This window comes from Pectobacterium sp. PL64, assembly GCF_022477975.1.
Classification (GTDB): domain Bacteria; phylum Pseudomonadota; class Gammaproteobacteria; order Enterobacterales; family Enterobacteriaceae; genus Pectobacterium; species Pectobacterium jejuense.
Map to the genome: position 1 here is coordinate 2137274 of NZ_CP092070.1, position 26409 is coordinate 2163682.

A 26409-nucleotide genomic window follows, 5' to 3' on the forward strand; every position below is an offset into this window, starting at 1 on the left:
CTTTTTATCACGCCACTTATTGCCAACGCCAGCGGCGTGAAATTGCAAGTTATTGCAATCAGTAGAACGGCATTTAATCCAATCCGCCATCAAATTCGGCCTGCTCCGATGACTTCACGTCGGGGAACCCATTCTTTTCTGCGTCCACACAGCAATACATTCATACCGCTGCACGTTCGCACCACGACACGTAGCCGATTTATTCAGGATGACATCATGATCAAAATGCCGACGGTTCTTCCCTCTAGCAGCGCCCTGCCGCGTCCTGTCGTGGTGGATGACGATCCCACGCCGCAGGCTGCGGTGCAGCAGACGAGTTCGCACCACGCACCTCCCGGTTCGCCGCTCTCCACCTCGATGGAGGAAGTGGCAATGGCGTTTGGCGAGCAGGCCGAGCGTAGGAGCAAATCGCTGAACCGACGCCACATCGCCCAGCAGCCGGACGCGCGCGCCACCGCCAATGTCGAACGGATTGAGAAACTGACCGAACTGTTCAGGATGCTGGAAAACCCGTCGCAAAGTACGCTCGATCAGCAATTGAGTCGGATGCGCGACCTGCTGATGCAGCAAGGCTCGCCGTCTCTTGAGGCGGTGCTGGAAGCCGCGGGCAACGATCCGGCGCGCGGCGATATCCTGCTGCGCCACATCCAGCAGCAATCTCCCCAACAGCCTGAGCTGACCGCGGCGGCGGAAAGTGCGTTACAGCAGTTGCACAAGGAGAAAGGGCCAGAAGTCCGGGCTGGTCTGAACACGGCAACGGCCATTGCCCTGTTCAGCACCCAGCCGGAACAAAAGCAGGCGATGCGCGAGCTGTACTACCAGAAGATCGTGCATCAGCAGTCGGCCAGCGCGCTGCTGGATTCCCTGCTGGAACGCTTTGACGCCGCGACGTTTTCCATTGGGTTGCGCACGTTGCAGCGGGCGCTGGCGGCGGATATCGCCTCGCTGACGCCGTCGATTTCGAAAGCCGTGCTCAGCAAGATGCTGAGCAACCTCAATGACTCTCGCCACCTGAGCCATACGCTGTCATCCAGCCAGACGCTGCTTACTCGGTTAGCGAACAAAGTGCCTGCCTTTACGCTCGGTGCCGTGGAGCTAACCCGCCGCCTGATTGGTCTGAGCGCCAACGGCGCCTATGCCCGCGATCTGCATAATCTCGGGCGGGAAGTCGCTGGTACGCAGGTACAGCATCAGGCGATGTTTTTCAGCGCCCTGCTGCCGCTCGTTAGCGACCTGCCGCATCCGCTGTGGCGAGACAGTAAAAACCGACAAACGGCGCTCCAACTGATACGCGGCATGATTGGCGATATCGCCCAATATGAGAAACAGCAGGCCAAAAGCACGCAGCATGATGACCTGACGCAGCGTGATCCCGCATCGCGGCAAAAGCAGGATGCGCGCGACTCGGATAAGGGGCAGCCATGAATCTGTTGATTATCTGGCTGAACCGTATTGCGCTGAGCGCGATGCAGCGCTCGGAGGTGGTTGGCGCAGTCATCGTGATGTCCATCGTCTTCATGATGATCATTCCGCTGCCCACCGGGCTGATCGATGTGCTGATCGCGCTCAATATCTGCGTCTCTTCTCTGCTGATCGTGCTGGCGATGTATCTGCCCAAACCGCTGGCCTTTTCGACGTTTCCGGCGGTGCTACTGCTGACCACCATGTTTCGATTGGCGATCTCCATTTCCACCACGCGCCAGATTCTGCTTCAGCAGGACGGTGGCCATATCGTTGAAGCCTTCGGTAACTACGTGGTGGGCGGGAATCTGGCGGTTGGTCTGGTTATCTTCCTGATTCTGACGGTGGTGAACTTTCTGGTGATCACCAAAGGCTCCGAACGCGTGGCCGAGGTAGCGGCACGCTTCACGCTCGATGCGATGCCCGGTAAACAGATGTCCATCGACAGCGATCTGCGTGCCGGATTAATCGAAGCCCATCAGGCACGGCAGCGGCGGGAAAATCTGGCGAAAGAAAGTCAGCTGTTCGGGGCGATGGACGGCGCGATGAAGTTCGTTAAAGGCGACGCCATTGCGTCGCTGGTGATCGTGTTCATCAACATGATCGGTGGTTTCGCCATCGGTGTGTTGCAGCACAACATGGCCGCCTCCGATGCGATGCACGTTTACTCGGTATTGACCATCGGCGACGGGCTGATCGCCCAGATTCCCGCCCTGCTGATCTCGCTGACCGCCGGGATGATCATCACGCGCGTCTCAGCCGACGGGCAAAAAGTGGATGCCAATATTGGCCGCGAAATTGCCGAACAGCTCACCAGCCAGCCCAAAGCGTGGATCATCTCTTCCATCGGCATGTTTGGTTTTGCGCTGCTGCCGGGGATGCCGACGCTGGTGTTTGTCACTATCAGCCTGGCATCGCTCGGCAGCGGTCTGTTTCAGCTCTGGCGCATCAAACAACAGGGTCAGTTAGATGCCAGCCAGTTGGAAGCGGACAATATGCCCGCGGAACAGAACGGCTATCAGGATCTGCGGCGTTTTAATCCCACGCGCGCTTATTTGCTGCTGTTTCATCCGGTCTGGCAAGGGCAGCCAACGGCGACGGCGCTGGTACAGAATATTCGCCGCCTGCGTAACAAACTGGTCTACCGCTTCGGCTTTACGCTGCCGTCCTTTGATATCGAATTTAGCGATCGGCTGGCAGAGGATGAATTTCAGTTTTGCGTCTACGAAATTCCCTACGTGAAAGCCACGTTTGTCACCGATCGGCTGGCCGTTGCCAGCGGTGCAATCGAACCGACGGATGTTGATCTTGCCACACCCGGCCCGACGCTGCGGGATGAAAGCCAGTGGCTCTGGCTGCCGCTCGCACATGTCGCGCAACAGCCGGACGACGTGCCGCGCTGGAGTGCGGATGAGCTGATTCTGGCACGCATGGAACAGGCCATCCACCGCACCGGCTCACAGTTCATCGGCTTGCAGGAAACCAAATCCATTCTGGCCTGGCTGGAGAGCGAGCAGCCGGAGTTAGCGCAGGAACTTCAGCGCATCATGCCGCTCTCGCGTTTCGCCAGCGTGCTGCAACGGCTGGCTTCCGAACGCGTGCCGCTGCGGTCGGTGCGCCCCATCGCCGAAGCGCTGATTGAAGTCGGCCAGCACGAACGGGACACGCTGGCGCTGACCGACTACGTGCGTCTGGCACTCAAATCACAAATCTGCCACCAGTACAGCGACGAAAACAACCTCGCCGTCTGGCTGCTGACGCCGGAAAGCGAAGAGCTGCTGCGTGATGCGCTGCGTCAGACGCAGAACGAAACCTTCTTCGCCCTGACGCAGGACTACGCTTCAACACTGCTCAGTCAGCTACGGCAGGCGTTTCCGCCGCTCTCGTCACAACGCAGTCTGGTGCTGGTGGCACAGGATTTACGCAGCCCGCTGCGCACGTTGTTGCAGGACGAATTTCACCACGTTCCGGTGCTGTCCTTCACCGAACTGGAATCCACGCTGTCGATCAACGTCATTGGACGTCTCGATCTTTACGACTCCCCCGACCCCTTTAGCGCATAGGAACACACCATGTTTGAATTACGCGTGCTGACTGGTTTACATCGCGGTGCGGCGCTGCCGCTCTGCGGAAACGCCTGGCGCATCGGTGCGGCCGATGATGCCGATCTCGTGCTTTACGATCCCGGCATTGCGCCGTATCACGGCCAGTTGGAGAAGACCGCTGACGGCTGGGCGCTCAACGCACAGGATGGCGCGTTGTGCAATGCAGAAGGCCATACCGTCGAGCAGATTGACGCTCTGCCGCCCGGCACGCCGTTTGCACTGGGGCAGATTTGGCTCTGCATTGTGGCCGCCGATACCCCCTGGCCTGACGACAGCGAAACGCCTCCAACGGCGGAAGAGGACGTTCCTCCTGCTGATATGACCGCCGATGAATCACCAGTCCATACCGCTGCACCGATTCCTGCGCCTGCCCCCGCACCGCGCCTGCCGCTGTGGGCCAAAGCCAGTTACCTGCTGCTCGGCGCGTTGCTGCTGGTAATGGTGGGCAGTTGGCAGCTACAGGAGAGCGTCGCGATGCCTGCCGCCCCGTCGCCACAAGATACCCGCAAACCGCTCGGCACCCTGCCACAGTTGGAAAGCACGCTGCGCATTATGTTGCAGGAGCGGGAACTGAGCACGGCCGTGAAAGTGGCGGCTTATCAGGATCGCGTCACGCTCACCGGACAATTATCGCCGGACGATCAAAAAAAGCTGGAACGGATGCTCGCCCAACTCCACCAACGTTATAGAACCGCGCTATCCGTGGATAACCGCACGCAGCTGAAAACGGAGCAACTGCCGTTTCAGATTGTTCAGGTAACCAGCGGGTCGCGCGCCAACGTCGTCACGGCGGACGGTCAGCGCTTTTTCATCGGCGATGAGATCGACAACCTGCGTCTGGTGAGAATTGACGAGCACCAGATTGAATTCAGCGGCAGACAACAGATAACGGTGAACTGGTAATGCAGACACAACCTTCTTCTTTTCCGCTGCTGGACCAGTGGGTCACGCAGCAGCGCCAACATCTGGCAGCCTATGCGCCCGTGGAGAAAAAAGGCCGCGTCATGGCCGTCAGCGGCATCCTGCTGGAGTGCAGCCTGCCGCAGGCGCGTATAGGCGATCTGTGCTGGGTGGCCCGTCAGGATGACAGCCAGATGATGGCCGAAGTCGTGGGATTTAGCCCAGACAACACCTTTCTCTCCGCGCTCGGGGCGCTGGACGGCATCGCACAGGGTGCCACCGTGACGCCGCTGTATCAGCCGCACTGCATTCAGGTGTCGGAACGTTTACTGGGTAGCGTGCTGGACGGATTTGGTCGTGCGCTGGAGGACGGCGGCGAGAGCGCGTTTGTCGAACCGGGTCATGCTGCCGGCCGCACGCAGCCAGTGCTGGGCGATGCCCCACCGCCGACCTCCCGACCACGCATCAGCCAGCCGCTCCCCACCGGGCTACGCGCCGTCGATGGCCTGCTGACCATCGGTCAGGGGCAGCGCGTCGGCATTTTCGCCGGTGCGGGCTGCGGCAAAACCACGCTACTGGCCGAACTGGCGCGTAATACGCCGTGCGACGCCATCGTTTTCGGGCTGATTGGCGAACGCGGCCGCGAACTGCGCGAGTTTCTCGATCACGAACTGGACGATGAACTGCGCAGCCGCACCGTGCTGATCTGTTCCACCTCCGACCGCAGCAGCATGGAACGCGCCCGCGCGGCGTTCACCGCCACCGCCATCGCCGAGGCTTACCGTGCCGAAGGCCGTCAGGTGCTGCTGATTATTGATTCCCTGACGCGTTTCGCCCGCGCCCAGCGTGAAATCGGCCTGGCGCTCGGGGAGCCACAGGGGCGTGGCGGGCTGCCACCGTCGGTCTATACGCTGCTACCGCGCTTGGTCGAACGCGCCGGGCAAACGGAAGACGGCGCCATCACCGCGCTCTATTCCGTGCTGATCGAGCAGGATTCCATGAACGATCCGGTCGCCGATGAAGTGCGTTCGCTGATTGACGGGCACATCGTGCTCGCTCGACGGCTGGCGGAACAGGGGCACTATCCGGCTATCGACGTGCTGGCCAGCCTGAGCCGCACCATGAGTAACGTCGTGGATACCGATCACATCCGCAACGCGGGCGGCGTACGGCGTCTGATGGCGGCTTACAAGCAGGTCGAGATGCTGATCCGTCTGGGCGAATACCAGCCTGGCCATGACGTGCTAACCGACTCTGCGGTCAACGCTCAGGCAGAAATCACCCAGTTTCTGCGCCAGTCGATGCGTGAACCGATGCCGTATGGCGTGATTCAACAACAGCTCGCCGGAGTCAGCCGCTATGCCCCATAACACCGAACGCGATGCCGAGTTACAGACCGTGTTGAACCTGCTGATGCCGATACGCCGCCAGCGCTTAAGCCGCAGCGAGCGTCAGCAGCGGCAGGAAGAACAGCAGCTGATCCGAATTGCGGAGCAACAACGCCATCATCAGCAGCAGGTCGAGGCGCTGCGACAGGCCAGTCAGACGCAGCGCGACCAGTTTGCCCGAGAAACTCAGGGGCAATGCCAAACGCTGGAAAACCTGAAAAAAAATCTTGCCGCCGAACAGCGCTTACTCGGCGAGATCGCGACAGAAACTCAGCAGGTGCAGGCCACGCAGCAGCAACACCACGACCAGCAGCGTCAGGTTGATCACGCCCGAGATACCACCCGCCAGTGTCAGAAGGCGGTGGAGAAACTGGAATATCTGCTTACGTTACCTCAGGAGCACGTATGAATAACCGACAGATTGCGTCATCCGAATCTAAGGCGACGCAGAACGCGCAGGCGGTGCTGCACGGCAAGTCCTCGCGCGCAGACGATTCGCAACACAATCTACAACCCGACCCACAACATAGGAATTTCTGGGAAGCCTTCACGTTTTCGGACGGCTTTGAAGACGCGTTCTATCAGGAGTCGCCTGCCGCCTTAGCGCCGGGCGGCCCCGTCAATGCCCCGCTGCCGTTGCAGAGTGAGGCACCGGACAGCCCACAACATGTGACACCGTCACAATGGCAACCGCTGCAATGTGAGCTGATTGAGGCGATGGACAACATCTGCGCCCCGCCGTTTGCCTTCAGCCTGCAACTGCCGCAGTTGGGCGATATCGATGCGCGGTTAGCCGCGCTGGTGCCGCGGGGCTGGGATATTTCGCTGCGTTTCAGCCGGGAAAGCTACCACCAGTTAAAAGATCGGCGTGAAGCCTGCCGTCATTCGCTCTCTAGCGCGCTGGACTGCCCGATAAACCTGCGTTTTGACGCCAGAGAGTATGAGCGATGAGCCCGAATTTACCCGACGTTCATTCACTGCACGTCAGACCGCTAACGCTGCCAACCTTGCGCGCGCAGCACGCTCGTATCCGATCAACGCTGGCCATTGGGCTCGCGCTGCCGTTTACCCGCGACGGGCTGGCTGGCCGCCTGCATCTTCAACTGGTGAATGCACATGAGCAGGCAGAGGAATCATCCATCGCGCAGGCCAGCAGTTGGCGTAGCGATATCGGCGATATCTCACTGACCGATCCGTTTCCTGTGCTCAGCCTGCTGTCGGACTGCCCGCTGTTGCCTCTCACAGAAGACGATGACGCGGCACAGGAATGGTACTGGACGCTCTACAACCAGTCGCTTAACCCCGTGCTGCGGGCGCTGGTCGGGGAAATCTATCCACTGGAGCGTTCTCAGAAAGAACAGGATTCAGCAGAACAACACGGCAAAGGCGCTGCGCTCTGCGCCTGGCTCAGCGTGAGCTGGAACGGCATGACCGTACGCAGCCGGATGCAGGCCGCTGACGCCGTCTGGCTGGCGCTGTTTTCCCGTGCTGACTGGCACCGCCAGCGCCGCACGCTACCTGCGGGAATGGCTATCGCGATTCCGCTCACGCTGGCTGAGGCCGTGCTGCCGCTGTCCGCGTTATGCCGTTTGCGTACGGGCGATCTTATTTTGCCCAATCGCCCGTGGTTTGCCCCCTCTGGCGAGGGAACGCTGTCAGCCAGCACGTTGCGCCTGCGCGGCACGCTACAGCTCACGGAGCTCGCCCCCTACACCTTTACCGTTACTGACATGGAGACTGTCTCAATGCCCCCGTCCGCGACTGACACGATGCTAACCGATCCCCACTCAGAGGCCTCAGTGCTTGAACTTACACCATTAAGTGACAACGTCACTAAAAGTTTACCACCGCTGCCAGTCACCTTACATATTCGCTGCGGCAACCTGACGATGACGCTGACAGAATTGCAGCACCTTGCCAGCGGTAGCGTGCTGACGCTGCGCGACGTGGTGCCGGGGCAAGCCTGGCTGTATCACGGCGATATCGCACTGGCGAGCGGCGATCTGGTCGATGTAGAAGGCCGACTGGGGCTACAGATTACCCAGCGTTTTTCCGCACCAACACAGCCTTTACCGATAGCGGGTGAAGAACACACCGCCGAACCGGAGCTGGCACCATGACCTCCGGTGCGTTCGATCCATTGATGTTTGCGCTCTTTCTGGGCGCACTCTCCCTGATTCCGTTGATGATGATTGTCTGCACCTGCTTTCTAAAGATTGCGATTGTGCTGCTGATCACCCGCAACGCCATCGGGGTGCAGCAGGTGCCGCCCAACATGGCGCTGTACGGCATCGCACTTGCGGCGACGCTATTTGTGATGGCACCCGTCTTTCAGGACATCAGCAAACGCGTGCAGGAAAAGCCGCTGGATATGACCGACATCACGTCGCTTCAGGCCAGCGTGACCTACGGGCTGGAGCCGCTGCAAGCCTTTATGTCGCGCAACGTTGACCCCGATATCCTCACCCACCTGCATGAGAACAGCCTGCAAATGTGGCCTGCGTCGCTATCCGAAAAGGTGAACACGCAGAATCTGCTGTTGGTGATCCCGGCTTTTGTGCTGTCGGAGCTACAGGCTGGATTCAAAATCGGCTTCCTGATCTATATCCCGTTTATCGTCATCGACCTCATCGTCTCAAACGTGCTGCTGGCGCTGGGGATGCAGATGGTCGCGCCGATGACGCTCTCGCTGCCGTTAAAGTTGCTGCTGTTCGTGCTGGTCAACGGCTGGACGCGACTGCTGGACGGCCTGTTCTACAGCTACCTGTGAGGCCACGATGGAAATAATCACGCTTTTCCGTCAGGCCATGGTGATGGTCGTGCTGCTCTCTGCGCCGCCGCTGCTGGTTGCAGTGATCGTCGGTGTGCTGATTTCACTGCTACAGGCGGTAATGCAGTTGCAGGACCAGACGCTGCCTTTTGCCGTCAAACTGATTTCCGTCGGGCTGACGCTGGCGCTTTGCGGGCGCTGGATTGGCGTAGAGCTGATGCAGCTGGCTATCACCGCATTCAATATGATTGCGCACACCGGAGTATAAATCCCGCATGATCGCCACCATTCAGCACGTTTATGACTTTATCATCGCCATTACACTCGGCATCGCCCGACTGTATCCCTGTTTCATTCTGGTGCCGGTTTTTTCACTCAACGTGCTGAAAGGCATGACGCGCAACGCCGTGGTGATTTCCCTGACGCTGCTGCCCGCCCCCATAGTGCAGCAGCAGCTTCTGCTGACGCCGCTATCCTGGCCGATGCTGCCCGGCCTGTTGCTGAAAGAGGTTATTGTCGGGCTCCTCATCGCGTTGATTTTGGCAATGCCGTTCTGGCTGTTTGAATCCGTCGGCGCCCTGTTTGATAACCAGCGTGGCGCGTTGATGGGCGGACAGCTCAACCCCGCGCTGGGGTCGGACGCCACGCCGCTCGGCCATCTGCTGAAACAGACGCTGATTCTGCTGTTGATTATCGGTATCGGCCTGAAAGGGCTGACGCAGCTGATTTGGGACAGCTACCAGATCTGGCCGGTGCTGTCGTGGCTACCCGCGCCGGGGGAACAAGGGTTTGAGGTGTATCTCAGCCTGCTGGCCGACACCTTCACTCATCTGGTGGTGTACGCCGGGCCGCTGGTGGCGCTACTGCTGCTGTTGGAATTCAGCATTGCGCTACTCAGTCTGTATAGCCCGCAGCTTCAGGTATTTGTCCTGTCCATTCCAGCCAAGTGTCTGGTGGGGATGGCATTTTTCATCGTTTACCTGCCGGTGCTGCAATATTTAGGTGACCATAAACTTCAGGGGCTACCGGACCTCAAGCACCTGCTCCCGCTGCTTTTTACCGCATCGAATAACTAAAGGCGGAACCGATGAGCGAAAAAACGGAAGAACCCACAGAGAAAAAACTCGAAGACGCGCGCCGTAAAGGGGAAGTCGGGCAAAGTCAGGATGTGCCCAAGCTGCTGATCTGCGTCGGCCTGCTGGAGTGTGTATTGGCATTAGCAGACAGCACGATGGGCAAGCTGCAAACGCTGGTGCAACTGCCGCTGCAACGGCTGGATGCCCCGTTTGCGCAGGTGGCGAAAGAGGTATTCCACGATGCCGCCGTGCTGGCGGGCACGCTCTGCCTGTTAGCTGCCGCGATTGCCGTGCTGCTGCGCGTGGTGGGCGGCTGGCTCCAGTATGGTCCGCTGTTTGCGCCCGAAGCGCTGAAGCTCGATCTCAACCGCCTGAACCCGATCAACCAGTTCAAGCAGATGTTTTCGATGCGTAAGCTGGTAGAAATGCTGACCAATATCCTGAAAGCCGTGGTGATCGGGACGGTCTTTTATAAAGTGGTGGTGCCGGAGCTGGAAGCGCTGGTCGAATTGGCCTATGGCGATCTGCATGGCTTCTGGCAAGGCGTGAAAGCGCTGCTGATGCGCATTGCCCGTACCACGCTGACGGCGCTGCTGGTGTTGTCCGCACTGGATTTCGGCCTGCAAAAGTATTTCTTCCTCAAGCAGCAGCGCATGAGCCATGAGGATTTACGCAACGAGCACAAGGATTCCGAAGGCGATCCGCACATGAAAGGCCACCGTAAATCACTGGCGCACGAACTGATGAACGAACCCGCCGCGCCGCGCCCCAAAGCTAAAGTCGAAGATGCCGATATGCTGTTGGTTAACCCAACGCACTATGCGGTGGGGCTTTACTATCGCCCCGGCAAAACGCCGTTACCGCGCATCTTGTTTAAGGGGGAAGACGGCGCGGCGCGGGAGCTTATCGCGCAGGCGCAAAAAGCGGATATTCCGGTGATTCGCTTCATCTGGCTGACCCGCACGCTGTATCGCACCACGCCGGAAGGCCATTACATTCCGCGCGAAACGCTTCAGGCGGTAGCACAGGTGTATCGCGTTCTGCGTCAGCTCGAAGACGAGCAAAAGCACGACATTATTGAGATGGAATAAAGGCGGATATTTAGCTTTCCGCAATCTGACTCAGGTAATACGCTTCTCCCTGACGCAGCTCCGCCATCATGAAATCAAGGAAAGCCTGTTGCTGCGGCGCGTGCGCTTTGCCTGCCAGCGTTTGGATTTGAAGCGAGCGCTGGTCAAGCTGCTTAATATTCAGCGGTTTCAGGCGCATCGGTTGCTGTAAGCACTTGTACATCACGGAATAGAAACTACAGGCGGTAACCGCCCCCGGCGTGCTCATCGCATAGTAATAAAGCGTGGTGAAGTTGTTGCAGCACAGCGTCGGTTCCAGAAAGGTGCCGTTCATGCGGCATGAGAGGTCAAACAGCTGCCGTAGCGTGGTCGAGGATTCCGGCAAGGCCAGCGGGAAAGGATGCAAATCCGCCAGTTGAATAGACTGCTGCGCCAGCGGGTGATCGTCAGACATCAGCAGCATCAGCGGCGCGGGCAGCGACAGTTCCACATTCACACCCTGCTCGGGCGCTAGCGCAAACTGGAGTGCGATATCCACTTCACCATTGCGGATCATCTGGGACACCTGCATCGCCGAGTCCACTTTCAGCGCAAAGGTGGTATCCGGATCGTGCCGGCGAAAACGCGCAAATAGCGTCGGCAGCAGATCAAACGCCATCCCTTCCGTGCAACCGATACGCAGCAGCGCCCGCCGACTGGCTTTCAGCCCCTGAATCTCCGCCACGGCAGCATCCATGTCCATCATGCTCTTGCGCACATGGTTTTCCAGAATGCGTCCCGCATCGTTTAACACCATACCGCGCGCATGACGCTCGAACAGCGGCACGCCGATGCGTTCTTCCAGCCGCTGGATTTGGCGACTGATCGCAGAAACGGCAACAAACAGGTGCTGACTGGCGGCGCTGAGCGAACCGGTGGTGGCAACCACCAGAAAATAACGAATCTCGGAGCTGTGCATGGCGGTGTTCCTTTCAGACATCGCGGGGGGATTCGCAGGTTTATATTAAAAGCAAAGCTTAATTGCAATTTTTATTATTGTTGCAAAGCTCGTTTTTTCTTTAAATATCGGTAACTTCGGCACATTATCCAGCAAGGAAAGGCATGACCAGCGCAGACCTTATTCGTATCGCCTGTGAACGTTTCGATCGCGGAGAATTTAAACAGATGCTGGCCCGGCGTATTGCCCACGCCAGCGAGAGCCAGAAAGCCGGTAACCATCCCGCGCTGAACCGCTATCTGACCGACGAAATCCAGCCCGCCTTGCAGGCGATGGGATTCAGCGTAAGGCTGATTGCCTCGCCAGATGAACGTCACCCCCCTTTTCTGCTGGCCGAACGCATTGAAGATCCCAGCCTGCCGACCGTGCTGTCTTATGGCCACGGCGACGTGGTTTTTGGTGATGAAGAAAACTGGCGCGACGGACTCAAACCGTGGGAATTGGTGGAAGAAGACGACCACTGGTACGGACGCGGCAGTGCCGATAACAAAGGCCAGCACAGCATCAACCTGATGGCGCTGGAGCAGGTGTTTCAGGCTCGCGGACAGCGTTTAGGCTTCAACTGCAAACTGCTGTTCGAGATGGGGGAAGAAATTGGCTCACCGGGGCTGGCCGAGCTGTGCCAACAGCACAAGCAGGCGCTGGCGGCCGATATCTTTATCGCCTCCGACGGGCCCCGCCTCAGCGCAGAGCGTCCGACGCTGTTCCTCGGCTCTCGCGGCTGCATCAATTTCCGCTTACGCATCCAGGCACGCGATCAGGCCTATCACTCTGGCAACTGGGGCGGTCTGCTGAGCAATCCAGGCACCCAACTGGCGAACGCCGTGGCGAGTCTGGTTGATGGACAAGGACGGATGAAGATCGACGCCCTGCTGCCACCTCAGCTAACGCCTGCGCTGCGCGAAATCCTCAGCACAATTGACCCCGCTGGTGGCGAGGACGATCCGGCGATTGATGAAAACTGGGGCGAAGACGGTCTCACGCCTGCCGAACGGCTATTTGGCTGGAACACGCTGGAAGTGCTGTCGTTCATTACCGGCAACCCGAGCAAACCAGTGAACGCGATTCCCGCCGACGCGACGGCGATTTGCCAACTGCGCTTTGTGGTCGGCACCGACTGGCAGCATCTGGCGCAACATGTGCGTCAACACCTCGACCAACACGGCTTTACGCAGGTGGACGTTGAAGTGCTTAACACGTCTCCGGCGACGCGCTTTAACCCGGAAGATCCGCTGGTGAACTGGACGCTGGCACTGATGCAGCACATCAGTGGTAAACAGCCCGCGTTGTTACCGAATTTGGGCGGATCACTGCCTAATGACGTTTTCGCCGATATCCTCGGTCTGCCGACGCTGTGGATCCCTCATTCTTATCCGGCATGCGGCCAGCACGCGGTCAACGAACACCTGCTGAAATCCGTCGCCCGAGAAGGGTTAGCGATCATGACCGGCCTGTTCTGGGAACTGGGGGAGCAAGGCAGCCCTCTGTTGGTACGGCAACAGTAACGCTTCGTGACAATACCCTAAATAATTCGAGTTTCAGGCAGGCGGCAAGAGAAGGAATCCCGATGAGCTTACACTGGTAAGTGATTCGGGTGAGTGAACGCAGCCAACGCACATGCAACTTGAAGTATGACGGGTATACACGACATGAAAAAGCCATCTCGATAAGAGATGGCTTTATCGTAAGGCAGCCTTATATTCTATTGAATACAGGCTTTAGCTTAGAGCGAGCAATAAACGCGGGCTTCTCTAGGTGTATAAATACCGAACGTTACCACCCCAAGCAGGCCATTAACAAAGGTCTGCTGTGTTTCGGTGCGAACAACTTTATCAGAACCGCCACATACCGCCGCAGCATCAATGGTTTTCTTCTGACCAATACCAGAAACGAAGAAGTGATGCGTGGTCACCTGTTTAGGTGTGGCAACAGACTCATTCTTTACTGTAAAGGTTTGTTGAGCACATCCCGTCAGTACCAGCGCCAATACGGCAGTAGAAAGTATTTTTTTCATCGAACCCTCGTTGTGTTATGTCAATAAATCTTACAAAGAATGGCATTTATACAAAAAATTACAATGTTTTAAATTCTCTTATCTTTGAATTAACACGGTATGTTGCCTGAGAGGGGATTTGCGGGTTAATACACGTTTGCAGCGGAGAAGCCAGTGACCTATTGCACATAGGTCACTGGCAGCTTGAAAGGGGAATTACTTCTTCATCCACTCCGGCTTCTGGAACGCGTGGAACATGGAGTTTTTATCCTCAAAGAACGCGGCGAATTCCGGGGATTGAACGGCGGCTTTCAGATCCTGAGCGAACGGTTTGTCGGCATCTTCCGCACGCACAACGATCATGTTTTTCAAGTCTTCCGGCAGCACATCCAGTTGAATCGCGTCAGACAGATTCAGACCAGCAGAAATCGCGAAGTTGGCGTTAATCAGGGAGCCGGTTACGCCACCCAGTGCGCGTGGCAGTTGTGCGGCTTCCAGCGGTTTAAAGACCAGCCCTTTCGGGTTTTCCGTGATATCACGCAGCGAGGCTTTGGTCGGCGTAATGTCTGGATTGATCTTGATCAGGCCGTATTTTTGCAGGAAATCCAGCGAACGAGCCAGGTTTGATGGATCGTTTGGCAGCGTCACGATATCGCCCGCTTTCAGCTCATCCAACGAGCGCACTTTATTGGAGTAAAAGCCCATGCTGGCCGTCGGCACGGTGATCACTTCCGCCAGTTTCAACCCTTTATCCGCGCTGAAACGGTCAAGATAGCGGCGGTTTTGGAACAGGTTGGCGTCGATACTCTTGTTCGACAGCGCCAGATTCGGCTGGATGTAGTCGCTGAATTCGCGCACTTTTACCTCGTAGCCTTTTTTCACCATTTCTGGCTTGATCGCTTTCGTGACCATATCGCCATACGGCCCCGGCGAGACGCCGATGGTGATTTCTTTGCCTGAATCTGCTGCGTAAGCCTGAGAGATACCCAGCGCCAGCATGAGTGGAATGAGTTTTTTCAATCGCATCGTCGCGTTCCTGTCTGTCCGATTTAGTCAGTCTTCGCCGTTTTGCTAACGGCATTCTCGTTATGTTGGGCGTCTGTCGCCACGGTTAAGATCGAGATACCGGGAGCGACCACGGTGCGAGGCATCCCTGCGGGAACCTCATCACCGTGTTTCTCCCTAAATCCATCCCCTTACGCGCGATGCAACATCGCTCATTATTTTTCTCTATTTTTATAACGTTATTCCCTGGTGTTGGATAACGCTTTACTGCTCACATGTTTTACTAAAAAAAGGTTACTAAAAAAGGCTTACTCAATAATCAGTTAAAACAAAAAGGTTTCCTGTCCGTAGCAATATTTGTCGTACAGTTCAGGGTTAATCTCGAAGCCGATTCCCGGTTTATTTGGCACTGCGACGCAGCTGTCTTTGTCCAGTTCGACAAACGGCAGCATGAAGTCTTCATGCCAGTAACGGGAAGACGGCGGGATATCGTGCGCGTAGATAAAATTCGGCAGCGTAGATACCGCGATGTTGTGCGCTTTACCGACCGCTGTATCCAGCATGCCGCCGCACCACACCGGAATATTGTGGGCCTGACAATAGTCATGAATCAGCTTGGTTTCGGTGATGCCGCCCACGCGTGCGACTTTAATATTGATGATTTTGGCGCTACCCAGCTCGATCGCCTTACGCGCATCCTCTACCGACGCAATGCTTTCATCCAGGCAGATAGGCGTATTCACCGCCGCCTGAAGTTTGCGGTGGTCGATAATGTCGTCGTGCGCCAGCGGTTGTTCGATCATCAGCAAGTTGAATTGATCGATGCGCTTAAAGAAATCGATATCGTCCAGCGTGTAGGCAGAATTGGCATCCACCATCAGCGTGATATCACCAAACGCCTGACGCAGCGCCAGAATATAGTCGTAATCTTTTCCCGGCTTGATCTTTATTTTGATGCGCTTGTAGCCTTCATTCAGGAAATTATCGACCACGCTGACTAATTTATCGGGCGTTTCCTGAATACCAATACTCACACCCGCTTCGACGTTATTCCGCACGCCGCCCAGTAATTGATGCAGCGGTACGCCTTTTATCTTCGCGTAAGCATCCCAAATACCGCCTTCGATTGCCGCTTTAGCACAGTTATTACGCTTTACCGGGGCGAAAATATCGCGCACCTGTGAAGGATGTTCAATATCCCCAGCCTGCTTAATCATCGGGATCAGGAAGTCACGCATAATATGCCAGGCGGTGACGTTGGTTTCTTCGTTATAAAACGGCAGCGAAATTGCCGAGCAATCACCATAACCAATGTGTCCGCCAGCGTGGACTTCCGCGATGGAGAAGTGTTTCTCCGTCTGCGTCGCAAAGCTGGTCGTAAATGGCGTTTTCAGCGCCATTTTCATTTTTCTTAATACAATTTTGTCTATTTTCATGACATCTCTCTGCTGCCCTGAATACCCTATTCTGTCGTGGTTTAGCGGCGTTCGCGCTTATTTGCCCGACGCGATAACATATCGCCCAGCGTTTGCACGACCTGCACCAACACCACCAGCGCAATCACGGTCACCACCATCACTTCGGTTTCATAACGGTAATAGCCGAAGCGGATCGCCAGATCGCCCACACCACCGCCGCCAACAATCCCGGCCATTGCCGAGTAACCAATCAGGCTGACCAGCGTGATCGTCAGGCCGCGTAACAATCCAGCCAGCGCTTCCGGCAACAGCACTGTCCCGATGATACGCGTTGGGCTGGCGCCAAAGGCCTCCGCCGCTTCCACAATGCCCGGATCGACTTCACGCAGCGCGGAATCCACCAGACGCGCATAAAACGCAATCGCCGCCACGGACATCGGCACCGCCGCCGCAACTGGCCCTATCGTGTTCCCCAGCAGCAGCTGTGTTAATGGCAACAGCAGCACCAGCAGGATCACAAACGGGATCGAGCGGATGATATTCACCAGAATGGTCGAAACCAGATAGATAAAACGGTTCTGCCAGAATAAATGACGATCGGTCACATAAATCGCGATACCTAACGGCAGGCCGAATATCACCGCACAGAGCGTTGAAATACACACCATCGTGAAGGTTTCACCGAAGGCGAAGATTAATTCACCGAATAACTCAGTCATTGATGACCTCCACCCCAAAGGTATTCTGTCGAATATAAGCAATAGCAGCGGTTAAATTATCCGCTGTCGGATCGTCACGGTATGAAATCTGAGCGATAATATGCCCCAGCGCGCGATCGTTAATGTATTCAATATTGCCGTGCAGAATATTGACCGATACCTGAAACTGCTGCGCCACATCCGATAATATCGGTTGTTCTACCGAATCATCGGCGAAGAGTATTTTCAGCAAGACGCCTTTATTATTCTGCTTAAAGCGTTCAGGTAATTCGACCGGGCTGGTATGGCTAACCAACTGTTTGGTGTAAGCATGCTGCGGTGAGGAGAAGATCGTAAAGACGTCGCCTTCTTCCACAATATTTCCGCCCGTCATCACCGCCATGCGCTGACAAATACTTTTAATCACGCTCATTTCGTGGGAAATCAGCACGATCGTGATGCCTAACCGGACATTGATACTTTTCAAGAGCGCCAGAATAGACGCCGACGTTTCCAAATCCAGCGCCGAGGTCGGTTCATCACACAGCAACACTTCGGGATGGTTGGCGATGGCGCGAGCAATGCCCACACGCTGTTTCTGCCCGCCGCTCAGCTGTGCCGGATAGGCTGTACCTTTGTCCTGCAACCCGACCAGCGCCAGAATTTCCGGCACGCGCGAGGCGATTTCTTCTTTACTCTTCCCCGCAGCACGCAGGCTGAACGCCACGTTGTCATACACATTGCGGGTATGCATCAGATTAAAATGCTGGAATATCATCCCGATACGCTGCCGATGCTGACGCAGCTCGCGGCCAGACGCATCGCTAATCAGCGTATCGCCCAGAAACACGCGCCCTTCAGTTGGACGCTGCAATAAATTGATCGTCCGCAGCAGCGTACTTTTTCCTGCGCCGCTGGTGCCGACAATCCCAAAAACTTCACCCTGTTGAATGGTCAGGTTGACGTTGTTTACCGCCCTGGACTGTGCTGCTTTACCGGCGGGGAAATCAACGCTCACGTTTTCTAACCGAATCATTACCTGACTCACTCCTGCTGTTACAGACTATTTATCGACATACGCAAACGTATGCCTGTTTGATGTAGGGAAACCACTGTTCTTGGGAAAACCATTGTTCGTAAGTAAACATTGTTCGTAGGTAAACATTGCTTGTAGGTAAACATTGGCTCGTGGGTAAAATCATTTCGCATTAGTTGACGTTGAACCTATCCCATAGGACTTTTTCACTTGCCATTTTTAACAGGGAGAGGCTCGCCATCGCCTTTTTGCGTTGAGGAATAACCGGGCTATTTATGTCTGCCATTTTTGTTATAATTAGATTAATTACTTATAAATCAATGGAATATTAAAAAATAATCGTCTGTTTAAAGTAGAGAGAAATGAGCTTTGCGTCAATGATAAAAAAAGCAAATCACCTTTCTGTTTTTTAGAACCTTTTTTATGTCTTTTTCTTCTATATAAGCAACCCGATAAGAAACTGTTGCCCCCGGTTACCGCGTGAGGTTCACGACGTCACCAAACATAACAAATCATGATAATGCGTTGATAAGCATCTCAAAATATATCCTGAAACATTACCATCACAATCAGCGCCTAGCCTGATCCCCGCACCGACAAACGTTTATCCTCCCAATTAAGGATGCCACTATGCGCTATCGCCCTATGCTGCGACCAGCGGCCACATTGTTGTCAGAAACCAATGTGTTATCGGAAACCAATGTGTTATCGAAAACTCATGTGTTACCCGCGCTCAAGCTGCTGCCTGTAGTCAGTCTTTTCCTGTTACCGTTTTCTGGGTTTGCAGCAGCGCCTGAGCCGGATAGCGCCAGTCTCCGCGCCATTGTGCACTCCACCACGCAGGCCAGTAGCAGTCCTCGCGTTGTTGAACTGGAACAATCCATTCAGGCTGCGCTGCGCAAGGCAATCCAGGGCAATGCACCGAAGCTGACCCGCGCGCAGCTAGAACAGGCGAAACAGACGTCACTGATGGCAGATACCGAGTGGTTAAACGCCAGCGGTTATGACTTCGCCGTGAAGGCCAACCAGCAGGCCGGCATTGCTTTGCTGGATTCCTTCTCACACCTTTCTACCGCTGTGTTGCAGCAAAATATGGCTATCGTGACGCGCATTAATCGCGAAGCGACCAAGGGGCAACGCGAACAGGCACTGGTGGACGCAGAAGGCCAGGGATATCTCTACTATCTGGCTGATGCATTGGGCCCAAAGCTCGGTCATGCATTTATCAGCGCTTATAATCGCGGTGAACTGCGCAAAGCCGCAGCCTTAATCAAGACTTCTGAAGTCAGTACGTCCGCCGCTAAACAGCATTTCGACTACCCTCGCCCTTTCTTACAGCCGAATAACACCATTCACTTAGTGCCGGATACCGCTGTGATTGGCGATAACAAACCCTACACCGCCTCCGGCGGCGCATTTCCAAGTGGGCATACCAACGCGGGTTACACTGATGCGCTGCTGTTAGCAGAAATGATCCCCGAGCGCTTCGTGCCGTTGATCGATCGCGGCGCACGCTATGGCTATTCGCGCATCGTGCTGGGCGTGCATTATCCATTAGATGTGATCGGTTCGCGGATGATGGCCGAGCGCAATGTGGCGCACTACCTCAACGATCCACAGTATCGTCGGCTGTTTGAACAGGCGAAGACGGAGTTGCGCAGCGCGTTAGAGAAAACCTGTGGCACAACGCTGAGCGCCTGTGCTCAGAATGCGCCACAGGACGATCCCTATGCCGCGCCGGAAATGAAGACGTTTTATCGCTACACGATGACGTACGGTCTGCCTGCGCAACCTGGCGCGGCGTCTCCGGTTAGCATTCCCGAAGGTGCAGAAGTCCTGCTCGACCCCGTACTTCCGCATCTCTCCGTTACCGAGCGCAGAAACCTGATGGTGAAAACCGCGCTGGCTGACGGGTACCCGCTCTCTGGCGCACCGGGCGATAAAGGCCCGCAGAATTTCTGGCAGCGCCTCAATCTACATGACGCCGTGCAGTTAGCTCAGCATCGGTAACGGCTCTCCTCTTCCCCGTCTTTTCCTGCGCGGGGAAGAAGGACGTCACACGGGGATACTATTTAATAACGGGAAAGTTAATAACGGAAAATTAGTAACGGAAATTTATTATCCGAATGATTACCCTCATCGTGGTTTTGTTTCATTTTTTTTAAAAATTAACGCCTCTGGTTTTTTAAAAATCGATAATTAAGGCGTTGCCTTAAATATTATCTTCGTCAGTTAGCTGTAACGGTAACTTTCCGTGCAGGATAATATTTTAATGACTATTTCCCACGCAGCATAGAATGCCAATTGGTTTGTAAATCAATGTAAATCGGCGCTGTCGCAAGTCCCCTGATGCCATTTTTTAATTTTAGTTAGGTCCAACATAAATATTCTCTTTCTTCCGTCGATATAGGAATACCGCTCCTTATCTGGGAGTAATTTAGAGGTACTTATGAGCATTAAACTTAAATTAATTTCGGTTATGGTGTTAATGGCATTATTGCTTTTGGTGGTCTCTCTTATCGGGTTGTTTGGCATCAACAACACCAACCAATCGATGAAAACGCTGTACCAAGATCGGCTGATAGCACTGGGTTATCTGGACAACATCACCAGACAGGTGAACACCGTGATGTTTGAAGTTGCCAGCGTTGATCTCTCTCAGCCAAGCGATGTTAAGACCGGACTGGAGCACATTGCAGAAGCACAAAAAATTTATGATGCGCAATGGGACTTATACAGCAAGACGTATTTAACGGGCGATGAGAAATTATTAGAAGAACAGTTTGCAATGTTATACAAGCAGTACAACGATAAAGTCGTTACTCCCGCTATTAATGCAATTAAAAAGAATGATAAAGACGCATTAGAATATATTATTAATCACACCTTAAAAAGCGAATACGCACCGCTGCAAAAGACTGCCGATCAGTTGATTAAATTACAATCTGATGTAGGCCAGGAACTCTATTCTGAATCACAAAGTAGTTTCAGTAATATATTATTTTCCGTGGTGATTACCCTTCTGGTCGGGATAGTTATCGTTGCCTTATCCGGCTGGCGCTTGATTATATCGATTGCCGTACCGATAAAAAATGCTGTGGATTTAGCCAGAAAAGTGGCAGATGGCGATCTAACGCATCGCATCGACATTACGTCGAACGATGAAATGGGACAGCTGCAAACCGCACTGCGGGAAATGGTGCTGAATCTGACCGATATCGTAGAGCGTGTACACGGTAACGCCGATATTATTGCGACCGCATCCAGCCAGATCAGCAGCGGCAATATCGATCTCTCCTCTCGTACCGAGCAGCAGGCCAGTTCACTGGAAGAAACGGCAGCATCAATGGAACAGATGACCTCCTCGGTCAAACAGAATGCCACCCATGCCGCTCACGCCAGTCAGTTGGCAACCACCGCCTCACAGCGCGCGGTTGACGGCGGCAAGATGATGGGCGATGTGACATCAGTGATGCAGCAGATGGTGTCATCCGCAGAGAAAATCACCAACATTATCAGCGTGATCGATGGGATCGCGTTCCAGACCAACATCCTCGCGCTGAACGCCGCCGTGGAAGCCGCCCGAGCGGGCGAACAGGGCCGAGGCTTTGCGGTGGTCGCAGGCGAAGTGCGCACGCTGGCACAGCGCAGTGCCAACGCGGCTAAAGAGATCAAAGAACTGATCGGGACGTCCGTCGAACAGGCAAACCATGGACACCATGCCGTCATCGACGCGGGCACCACGATTCAAAGCGTGGTGGAAGACATCAAACGCGTGGCCTCGATCGTGACCGAAATCTCCACCGCCAGCAATGAACAAAGTCTGGGCATCGGGCAGATTAATACCGCGATTTCACAAATGGAAACGGTCACGCAGCAAAACGCCGCGCTGGTGAACGAAGCCGCCGCGGCCGCCAGTTCGCTGTCCGAACGTGCGGGTGAACTCAGCCATGCCGTTGCGGCGTTCCGCATTTAATCACTGGCTTCACGGCACCCGCACGATGGATTATTCTCACGTGCGGGTGTCGATGAGCGTTAACACGTCGCTCAACGTGGTTAAAAACACATCGGCGTGTTCTTCCTGAAACACCAGCGGCGGGCGAATTTTCAGCACGTTTGCCGCTGGCCCCGTCGCGCTGATCAGCACGCCGCGCTGACGCATGGCATTCACCACCTGCAACGCCGATTCAGTTGCCGGCGCTTTGATTTCGCGATCGCTAACCAGATCTACGCCGATAAACAGACCGTAAGCCCGAATATCGCCAATCAGCGGAAAATCCTGCGCTAACTGCTGCAATCCTTGCCGCAGATAATCACCAACCCGCTGGGCATTCTGCTGCAACTGTTCTTCCCGAATCACTCGCAGCACCGCGTGCGCCGCCTGACAGGACACCGGATTGCCGCCGAACGTATTGAAATAGCGCACCTCTCGCCCGAATGCATCGAACAGCGCGGAACGCCCAACCAATCCAGCAATGGGATGCCCGTTACCCATCGGTTTCCCTAAACTCACCAGATCCGGAACAACACCGTGACGCGCAAAGCCCCACATTGATTCCCCGGTACGCCCAAAGCCCGGCTGCACTTCATCCGCAATAAACAGTCCGCCCGCCTGACGAATCAGCGCCGCCGCCTGCGCCATCTCGCCTTTCGGTGCGCAGAACACGCCATCGCTGGAAAAAATCGTATCGATCAACAGTGCGGCAGGACGAATGCCTTCCTGCTGCATCTGCGCCAGCGCATCACGAATACTGAGAAGAAATGCGCCAGGCTGGCGATAGGTATACGGCGGTTCGATGAGCTTCACATGACTGCCGCGTGCCACGCCATCCCCCAGCGACGGCGATAGTTCTGCCAGCGCACTGGTCACGCCGTGATACGCCCAGCGCGTCACCAACACGCCCGTCCCTCCCGTCGCATGTCGGGCAATGCGCAATGCCAGATCGTTGGCTTCACTGCCGGTACAAGTCAGCATCACGTTGTTCAACTCGGCAGGAAATTCACTCAGCAGATCTTCTGCAAAATCAACAATCGCATGATGCAGGTATCGCGTGTGGGTGTTGAGCTGTGCGCTCTGTCGTGCCATCGCCTCCACCACCGCCGGATGACAGTGCCCGACCGAGGCCACATTGTTATAGACATCCAGATAGCGTTTCCCCTGATGATCGACCAGCCACACGCCCTCGCCGCGCACGACGTGCAGCGGCTCTTCATAAAACAGACGATAGCCGCTACCCAATACTTTCTGACGACGCGCCAGCAACGCCTCTGTCGTGGTCATTTCAGGCGTGATTTCTCTCTGATTCATCGCGCGTTCTCCGGGCAAACTTGCTGTAGGCGAGTCACAAACTGCGTATGGGAATAGGTCGCGATGCGCTGCAAACTGTGCCAGCAGCGCGGCACATTGCGCAGCAGATACGCCCGATTGTCGGGGTAACGTGATGCCCGCCACTGCGCGATGGTCAAAGTCAGCGCCATGCGGGTCGCAATCAAATCCGGTAACAGCGCGATCTCTGCCGGTGTCAGCGGCCTGTGCTGGTGATATGCGGCAACAAACGGCACCACCTGTTCCAGCAGATCCGCCCCATCGCCAATCTGGTACGCCAGCGCCGTCGCCACTTCGCAGATTAACGGGGCAAATACGGCATCGCCAAAATCGATAATGCCAGTGACCCGCGTCGGCGACGAACCGTCTACCAGTACGTTATGCGGATTCAGATCGTTATGAATGACCTGACGGCGTAGCGTCGTCAATTCAGGCGCGACATGGCTGTCATAACGATCAAAAGTGCGCTGAAGATGCTGATGCTGCTGTCGCTCATTAACGAAATCGAGATAAGGACGCACCTGCTCTGCGCGGCTGATATCCCACAGCAGCGAACGATTCGCCGCCGGATGCGTAAAGCCGTGAAGCGCATTGTCCAACTGCGCCAGCGCGCCGCCCAGTTGCGGCATCAGTGCCGTTGAAGGCGCAGCCAGATAGTGCGGCATCCCTGCGAGATAGCTCACCAGCCGCACGCGCAGCAGCACGCCATCAATTTCAACGCACGTTTCTGGCAGACCCGCATTTGTCGGTTTGATGCGCGGTACGGGCAGTTCGGGCGCTTGCTGAGCAAGATGCAGCAGCAGCGCAGTCTGAAAATCACTGACGTCGGCGGGCTCCGCCGCGTTGATGACTTTCAGCATGTAGCGTTCATCGGGCGTGACCGTCAGGCAGAAATTCATATCACGCTCACCCTGAAGCAGCGCCATCTCCCCAGACAAGCCATATTCTTGCTGCGCGATAGCCAATGCCTGCTGACAGGAAACCTGCGGGACAGCCTGCGTCATCAGCTCGTCGCCGTGCGATGCAACGTCGGCAAAAACTGGCTGATTGGACGCCTCGGAGGGAAACGTGGGAAAACGTGCCGTGTGTTGTCCGTCAGACATGCTGCCCTCCGTTAACGTGGATTTCTGCGCCGTTGACATAAGAAGCCCCGGAGGTGCAGAGAAAATAGATCAGGCTTGCCACCTCTTCGGGCTTGCCTAAACGCTGCATCGGCACCTGCCGTTCAATGAGGTCGCCCGTCCCAGGTGACAGAATCGAGGTTTCAATTTCCCCCGGCGCAATCGCATTCACACGAACACCGTGTGGGCCAAAATCAAAGGCCATTTCCCGCGTCAGCGCAGACAGCGCCGCTTTTGACGTGGCATAGGCCACGCCGGCAAAGGGATGAACGCGCGATCCGGCAATCGAGGTCACATTAATCACGCAGCCCTGTGACGCTTTTAGTTCGTCGAACAGGCCGTTTGCCAGCAGCGCGCAGGAAAACAGATTGACGTTGAAGACCCGCAACCAGGTCGCATAGTCCGTGTCACGCACGCCCAGACGCTGCCCGTCGGCACCCTTTGGCGAAATCCCTGCGTTATCGACCAGCGCATCCAGCCGCCCGCCCAGCTTTTCCTTAATCAGCGGCAGCGTCTGTTGCAGGCTGTCGATATCTTCCAAATCGAGATGAATGTGATTAAGCAGCTTTTCCGCCCACGGGCATTCTTCCGCCCAGTTCTGACGCGACGCGGTAAAGATCCGCCACCCCGCCGCATGAAAATGCTTAACGGTGGCATGCCCGATTCCCCGGCTGGCACCGGTCAGCAAGAGTGTTTTTTGCACTGTCATACCGAATCTCCTGAGCCTTTGTAGGTGATTTATCAAAATGGTGTTTGATGCATCATAAATTGAGTTTTAAAAAAAGCTGAAGAAAATTTCAGCAAAATTTGGCGTTGTCCTTTCACCACTGTATGCACCTAGTGTGAAAGTTTCGTGCGTATTAGTAGCGGTATTTCTCTGCGACTTCATCACACGCCCGACGCAGGGCGGCTCACTCGCCGTCGCCCTGCGAACCCTGGCTTTTCGGCGCTAATTATGTCGCTGCGCGATGCCTTCGTCGGTATCAGGCTTAACGGACCGCTTGCGACACGCTCCCGACGTGGCGCAAGCTTTCGCGGCGTCCATGCCGCTCATCCTAAGCCTGCTATCTCCTCAGCATAATTTCTTACGCCGGATAACAACTGCCCCACTTGCGCATTACGCTAACGACACATAAGACACCACATACAAAAGCAGAAATAAGATATCAACGCGCACGAAATATTCTCGTGCTGGACACATTTCGATTCCCCACCTTAACCCCCACTCCGTAGCCGCTCCGAGCGGCGGCGTAAAATCTCCATCACGATTAGCAGGACGAGTGCGGCACCGACCATCATGGTGGCGGCGGCGGCTATCGTCGGGTCGAGGTTTTCGCGGATGCCGGCAAACATCTGTAACGGCAGCGTGCGCTGGCGCGGGCTGGCGAGGAACAGCGTGACGATCACCTCATCAAACGAGGTCGCGAAGGCAAAGAGCGCACCGGAAAACACACCGGGTGCAATCAGTGGGAACGTGACCTTGCGAAAAGCCAGCAGCGGCGAAGCACCCAGGCTGGCGGCGGCGCGTGTCAGGTTATGATCGTAGTTCTTCAATACCGCGGTGACCGTGATCACCACGAACGGCACGCCCAGCATCGCATGTGCCAATACTAGTCCCAGATAGCTGTTCAGCAGCGACAGTTTGGCGAAGAAGAAAAACATCCCTACCGCAACAATCACCACTGGCGCAATCATCGGTGAAATCAGCACGGCCATCACCAGCGACTTACCACGAAATTCACCGCGTACCAGCCCGACCGATGCCAGCACGCCAAGCACCGTCGCCAGCAGCGTGGCGAGCGGCGCAATCAGCAGGCTATTGCCCAGCGCCCCCAGCCATTCGCTGGAGTTGAAAAACTCGCGATACCAGCGCAGGGAAAATCCCGTCAGCGGATAGCTCAGAAACGAACCGGCATTAAATGAGAGCGGAACAATCACCAGCACGGGCACGATTAAAAACAACAGCATCGCCGCCCCGTAGAAATTAAAGAATGTGTTCCACAGACGGATCACCACTTCACCCTGCTGTCTCATGTGTTATCTCC

At 55.7% G+C, this 26409-nt stretch carries 24 protein-coding genes; 14 read left to right on the top strand and 10 right to left on the bottom strand.

Translation table 11 applies throughout. The annotated features are described in order from the left end of the window. Positions 1-216: 216 nt before the first annotated feature. Genes sctW through sctU form a run of 11 tightly spaced genes read left to right on the top strand, consistent with a single transcriptional unit; the run spans position 217 to position 10791 of the window. On the top strand, positions 217-1425 hold the full coding sequence (gene sctW, locus HP572_RS09450; protein WP_240585448.1) for a type III secretion system gatekeeper subunit SctW: 1209 nt from the start codon (positions 217-219) through the stop codon (positions 1423-1425). Beyond that, positions 1422-3524, top strand: a complete 2103-nt coding sequence (gene sctV, locus HP572_RS09455) for a type III secretion system export apparatus subunit SctV (RefSeq protein WP_240585449.1) — start codon at positions 1422-1424, stop codon at positions 3522-3524. Before sctW ends, sctV begins: the two co-directional genes overlap by 4 nt. 9 nt (positions 3525-3533) lie before the next feature. Beyond that, positions 3534-4469: an FHA domain-containing protein gene (locus HP572_RS09460; protein WP_240585450.1), complete on the top strand. Its 936-nt coding sequence runs from the start codon at positions 3534-3536 to the stop codon at positions 4467-4469. After that, on the top strand, positions 4469-5836 hold the full coding sequence (sctN, locus tag HP572_RS09465) for a type III secretion system ATPase SctN (protein ID WP_240585451.1): 1368 nt from the start codon (positions 4469-4471) through the stop codon (positions 5834-5836). The genes HP572_RS09460 and sctN overlap by 1 nt, the downstream gene beginning before the upstream one ends. Continuing rightward, complete coding sequence (locus HP572_RS09470; protein ID WP_240585452.1) at positions 5826-6263, top strand: type III secretion protein; 438 nt, start codon at positions 5826-5828, stop codon at positions 6261-6263. The genes sctN and HP572_RS09470 overlap by 11 nt, the downstream gene beginning before the upstream one ends. Further along, positions 6260-6805 (top strand): type III secretion system HrpP C-terminal domain-containing protein, encoded by a 546-nt coding sequence (locus HP572_RS09475; protein ID WP_240585453.1) that lies wholly within the window; start codon positions 6260-6262, stop codon positions 6803-6805. The genes HP572_RS09470 and HP572_RS09475 overlap by 4 nt, the downstream gene beginning before the upstream one ends. Continuing rightward, positions 6802-7974 (top strand): type III secretion system cytoplasmic ring protein SctQ, encoded by a 1173-nt coding sequence (sctQ, locus tag HP572_RS09480; protein WP_240585454.1) that lies wholly within the window; start codon positions 6802-6804, stop codon positions 7972-7974. Before HP572_RS09475 ends, sctQ begins: the two co-directional genes overlap by 4 nt. Continuing rightward, on the top strand, positions 7971-8624 hold the full coding sequence (gene sctR / locus HP572_RS09485) for a type III secretion system export apparatus subunit SctR (protein ID WP_095994683.1): 654 nt from the start codon (positions 7971-7973) through the stop codon (positions 8622-8624). The genes sctQ and sctR overlap by 4 nt, the downstream gene beginning before the upstream one ends. 7 nt (positions 8625-8631) lie before the next feature. Beyond that, the gene (gene sctS / locus HP572_RS09490) at positions 8632-8892 is read left to right on the top strand and encodes a type III secretion system export apparatus subunit SctS (RefSeq protein WP_011093640.1); all 261 of its coding nucleotides are present in this window, start codon (positions 8632-8634) and stop codon (positions 8890-8892) included. Positions 8893-8899: 7 nt separating this feature from the next. Beyond that, the gene (gene sctT, locus HP572_RS09495; protein ID WP_226292855.1) at positions 8900-9700 is read left to right on the top strand and encodes a type III secretion system export apparatus subunit SctT; all 801 of its coding nucleotides are present in this window, start codon (positions 8900-8902) and stop codon (positions 9698-9700) included. A gap of 11 nt (positions 9701-9711) precedes the next feature. Beyond that, positions 9712-10791 carry a type III secretion system export apparatus subunit SctU gene (gene sctU / locus HP572_RS09500; RefSeq protein ID WP_240585455.1) on the top strand — a complete coding sequence of 360 codons (1080 nt, stop codon included), beginning with the start codon at positions 9712-9714 and terminating at the stop codon, positions 10789-10791. A 10-nt stretch (positions 10792-10801) separates the two neighbouring features. On the opposite strand, the gene HP572_RS09505 is transcribed toward sctU, so the two are convergent. Beyond that, entirely contained in the window at positions 10802-11728 is a 927-nt protein-coding gene (locus tag HP572_RS09505) for a LysR family transcriptional regulator (protein ID WP_240585456.1), read from the bottom strand. Positions 11729-11871: 143 nt separating this feature from the next. Between HP572_RS09505 and HP572_RS09510 the strand changes: the two genes are divergently transcribed. Continuing rightward, positions 11872-13272: a M20 family metallopeptidase gene (locus tag HP572_RS09510; protein WP_240585457.1), complete on the top strand. Its 1401-nt coding sequence runs from the start codon at positions 11872-11874 to the stop codon at positions 13270-13272. Positions 13273-13490: 218 nt separating this feature from the next. Here the strand turns inward: HP572_RS09510 and HP572_RS09515 are convergent, their stop codons facing one another. From HP572_RS09515 to HP572_RS09535, 5 genes are all read right to left on the bottom strand, one after another. Beyond that, positions 13491-13781, bottom strand: coding sequence for a Bor/Iss family lipoprotein (locus tag HP572_RS09515; RefSeq protein ID WP_095994688.1), 291 nt, complete (start codon positions 13779-13781; stop codon positions 13491-13493). A gap of 195 nt (positions 13782-13976) precedes the next feature. Further along, complete coding sequence (locus HP572_RS09520) at positions 13977-14786, bottom strand: MetQ/NlpA family ABC transporter substrate-binding protein (RefSeq protein ID WP_010681677.1); 810 nt, start codon at positions 14784-14786, stop codon at positions 13977-13979. 302 nt (positions 14787-15088) lie between these two features. Further along, positions 15089-16201 (bottom strand): o-succinylbenzoate synthase, encoded by a 1113-nt coding sequence (gene menC / locus HP572_RS09525; protein WP_240585458.1) that lies wholly within the window; start codon positions 16199-16201, stop codon positions 15089-15091. A 41-nt stretch (positions 16202-16242) separates the two neighbouring features. Continuing rightward, a complete protein-coding gene (locus HP572_RS09530) occupies positions 16243-16902 on the bottom strand; it encodes a methionine ABC transporter permease (RefSeq protein WP_039288793.1) in 660 nt (219 codons plus the stop codon). After that, a complete protein-coding gene (locus HP572_RS09535) occupies positions 16895-17917 on the bottom strand; it encodes a methionine ABC transporter ATP-binding protein (protein ID WP_240585459.1) in 1023 nt (340 codons plus the stop codon). The genes HP572_RS09530 and HP572_RS09535 overlap by 8 nt, the downstream gene beginning before the upstream one ends. Before the next feature lie 630 nt (positions 17918-18547). Here HP572_RS09535 and HP572_RS09540 point away from each other — a divergent pair. Beyond that, positions 18548-19927, top strand: a complete 1380-nt coding sequence (locus HP572_RS09540; protein WP_240585460.1) for a phosphatase PAP2 family protein — start codon at positions 18548-18550, stop codon at positions 19925-19927. A 478-nt stretch (positions 19928-20405) separates the two neighbouring features. Next, on the top strand, positions 20406-21893 hold the full coding sequence (locus HP572_RS09545) for a methyl-accepting chemotaxis protein (protein ID WP_240585461.1): 1488 nt from the start codon (positions 20406-20408) through the stop codon (positions 21891-21893). 36 nt (positions 21894-21929) lie between these two features. Here the strand turns inward: HP572_RS09545 and HP572_RS09550 are convergent, their stop codons facing one another. From HP572_RS09550 to HP572_RS09565, 4 genes are all read right to left on the bottom strand, one after another. Then, positions 21930-23225, bottom strand: a complete 1296-nt coding sequence (locus tag HP572_RS09550; RefSeq protein WP_240585462.1) for an aspartate aminotransferase family protein — start codon at positions 23223-23225, stop codon at positions 21930-21932. Continuing rightward, positions 23222-24346, bottom strand: coding sequence for a phosphotransferase (locus HP572_RS09555; protein WP_240585463.1), 1125 nt, complete (start codon positions 24344-24346; stop codon positions 23222-23224). Before HP572_RS09555 ends, HP572_RS09550 begins: the two co-directional genes overlap by 4 nt. Further along, the gene (locus HP572_RS09560) at positions 24339-25073 is read right to left on the bottom strand and encodes an SDR family NAD(P)-dependent oxidoreductase (RefSeq protein ID WP_205555035.1); all 735 of its coding nucleotides are present in this window, start codon (positions 25071-25073) and stop codon (positions 24339-24341) included. Before HP572_RS09560 ends, HP572_RS09555 begins: the two co-directional genes overlap by 8 nt. A gap of 506 nt (positions 25074-25579) precedes the next feature. After that, positions 25580-26398 (bottom strand): ABC transporter permease, encoded by an 819-nt coding sequence (locus HP572_RS09565; RefSeq protein ID WP_039509570.1) that lies wholly within the window; start codon positions 26396-26398, stop codon positions 25580-25582. Positions 26399-26409: the final 11 nt, after the last annotated feature.

Excerpts from the sequence above, each read along its gene's own strand:
- sctN (WP_240585451.1), top strand. The coding sequence starts at position 4,469 with ATGCAGACACAACCTTCTTCTTTTCCGCTGCTGGACCAGTGGGTCACG.
- HP572_RS09535 (WP_240585459.1), bottom strand. The coding sequence starts at position 17,917 with ATGATTCGGTTAGAAAACGTGAGCGTTGATTTCCCCGCCGGTAAAGCA.
- HP572_RS09515 (WP_095994688.1), bottom strand. The coding sequence starts at position 13,781 with ATGAAAAAAATACTTTCTACTGCCGTATTGGCGCTGGTACTGACGGGA.
- HP572_RS09530 (WP_039288793.1), bottom strand. The coding sequence starts at position 16,902 with ATGACTGAGTTATTCGGTGAATTAATCTTCGCCTTCGGTGAAACCTTC.
- HP572_RS09540 (WP_240585460.1), top strand. The coding sequence starts at position 18,548 with ATGCGCTATCGCCCTATGCTGCGACCAGCGGCCACATTGTTGTCAGAA.
- sctU (WP_240585455.1), top strand. The coding sequence starts at position 9,712 with ATGAGCGAAAAAACGGAAGAACCCACAGAGAAAAAACTCGAAGACGCG.
- HP572_RS09460 (WP_240585450.1), top strand. The coding sequence starts at position 3,534 with ATGTTTGAATTACGCGTGCTGACTGGTTTACATCGCGGTGCGGCGCTG.
- sctV (WP_240585449.1), top strand. The coding sequence starts at position 1,422 with ATGAATCTGTTGATTATCTGGCTGAACCGTATTGCGCTGAGCGCGATG.
- HP572_RS09550 (WP_240585462.1), bottom strand. The coding sequence starts at position 23,225 with ATGAATCAGAGAGAAATCACGCCTGAAATGACCACGACAGAGGCGTTG.
- HP572_RS09565 (WP_039509570.1), bottom strand. The coding sequence starts at position 26,398 with ATGAGACAGCAGGGTGAAGTGGTGATCCGTCTGTGGAACACATTCTTT.
- sctW (WP_240585448.1), top strand. The coding sequence starts at position 217 with ATGATCAAAATGCCGACGGTTCTTCCCTCTAGCAGCGCCCTGCCGCGT.
- HP572_RS09545 (WP_240585461.1), top strand. The coding sequence starts at position 20,406 with ATGGCATTATTGCTTTTGGTGGTCTCTCTTATCGGGTTGTTTGGCATC.
- HP572_RS09560 (WP_205555035.1), bottom strand. The coding sequence starts at position 25,073 with ATGACAGTGCAAAAAACACTCTTGCTGACCGGTGCCAGCCGGGGAATC.
- HP572_RS09475 (WP_240585453.1), top strand. The coding sequence starts at position 6,260 with ATGAATAACCGACAGATTGCGTCATCCGAATCTAAGGCGACGCAGAAC.
- HP572_RS09505 (WP_240585456.1), bottom strand. The coding sequence starts at position 11,728 with ATGCACAGCTCCGAGATTCGTTATTTTCTGGTGGTTGCCACCACCGGT.
- HP572_RS09510 (WP_240585457.1), top strand. The coding sequence starts at position 11,872 with ATGACCAGCGCAGACCTTATTCGTATCGCCTGTGAACGTTTCGATCGC.
- HP572_RS09470 (WP_240585452.1), top strand. The coding sequence starts at position 5,826 with ATGCCCCATAACACCGAACGCGATGCCGAGTTACAGACCGTGTTGAAC.
- sctQ (WP_240585454.1), top strand. The coding sequence starts at position 6,802 with ATGAGCCCGAATTTACCCGACGTTCATTCACTGCACGTCAGACCGCTA.
- sctR (WP_095994683.1), top strand. The coding sequence starts at position 7,971 with ATGACCTCCGGTGCGTTCGATCCATTGATGTTTGCGCTCTTTCTGGGC.
- HP572_RS09520 (WP_010681677.1), bottom strand. The coding sequence starts at position 14,786 with ATGCGATTGAAAAAACTCATTCCACTCATGCTGGCGCTGGGTATCTCT.
- sctS (WP_011093640.1), top strand. The coding sequence starts at position 8,632 with ATGGAAATAATCACGCTTTTCCGTCAGGCCATGGTGATGGTCGTGCTG.
- HP572_RS09555 (WP_240585463.1), bottom strand. The coding sequence starts at position 24,346 with ATGTCTGACGGACAACACACGGCACGTTTTCCCACGTTTCCCTCCGAG.
- menC (WP_240585458.1), bottom strand. The coding sequence starts at position 16,201 with ATGAAAATAGACAAAATTGTATTAAGAAAAATGAAAATGGCGCTGAAA.
- sctT (WP_226292855.1), top strand. The coding sequence starts at position 8,900 with ATGATCGCCACCATTCAGCACGTTTATGACTTTATCATCGCCATTACA.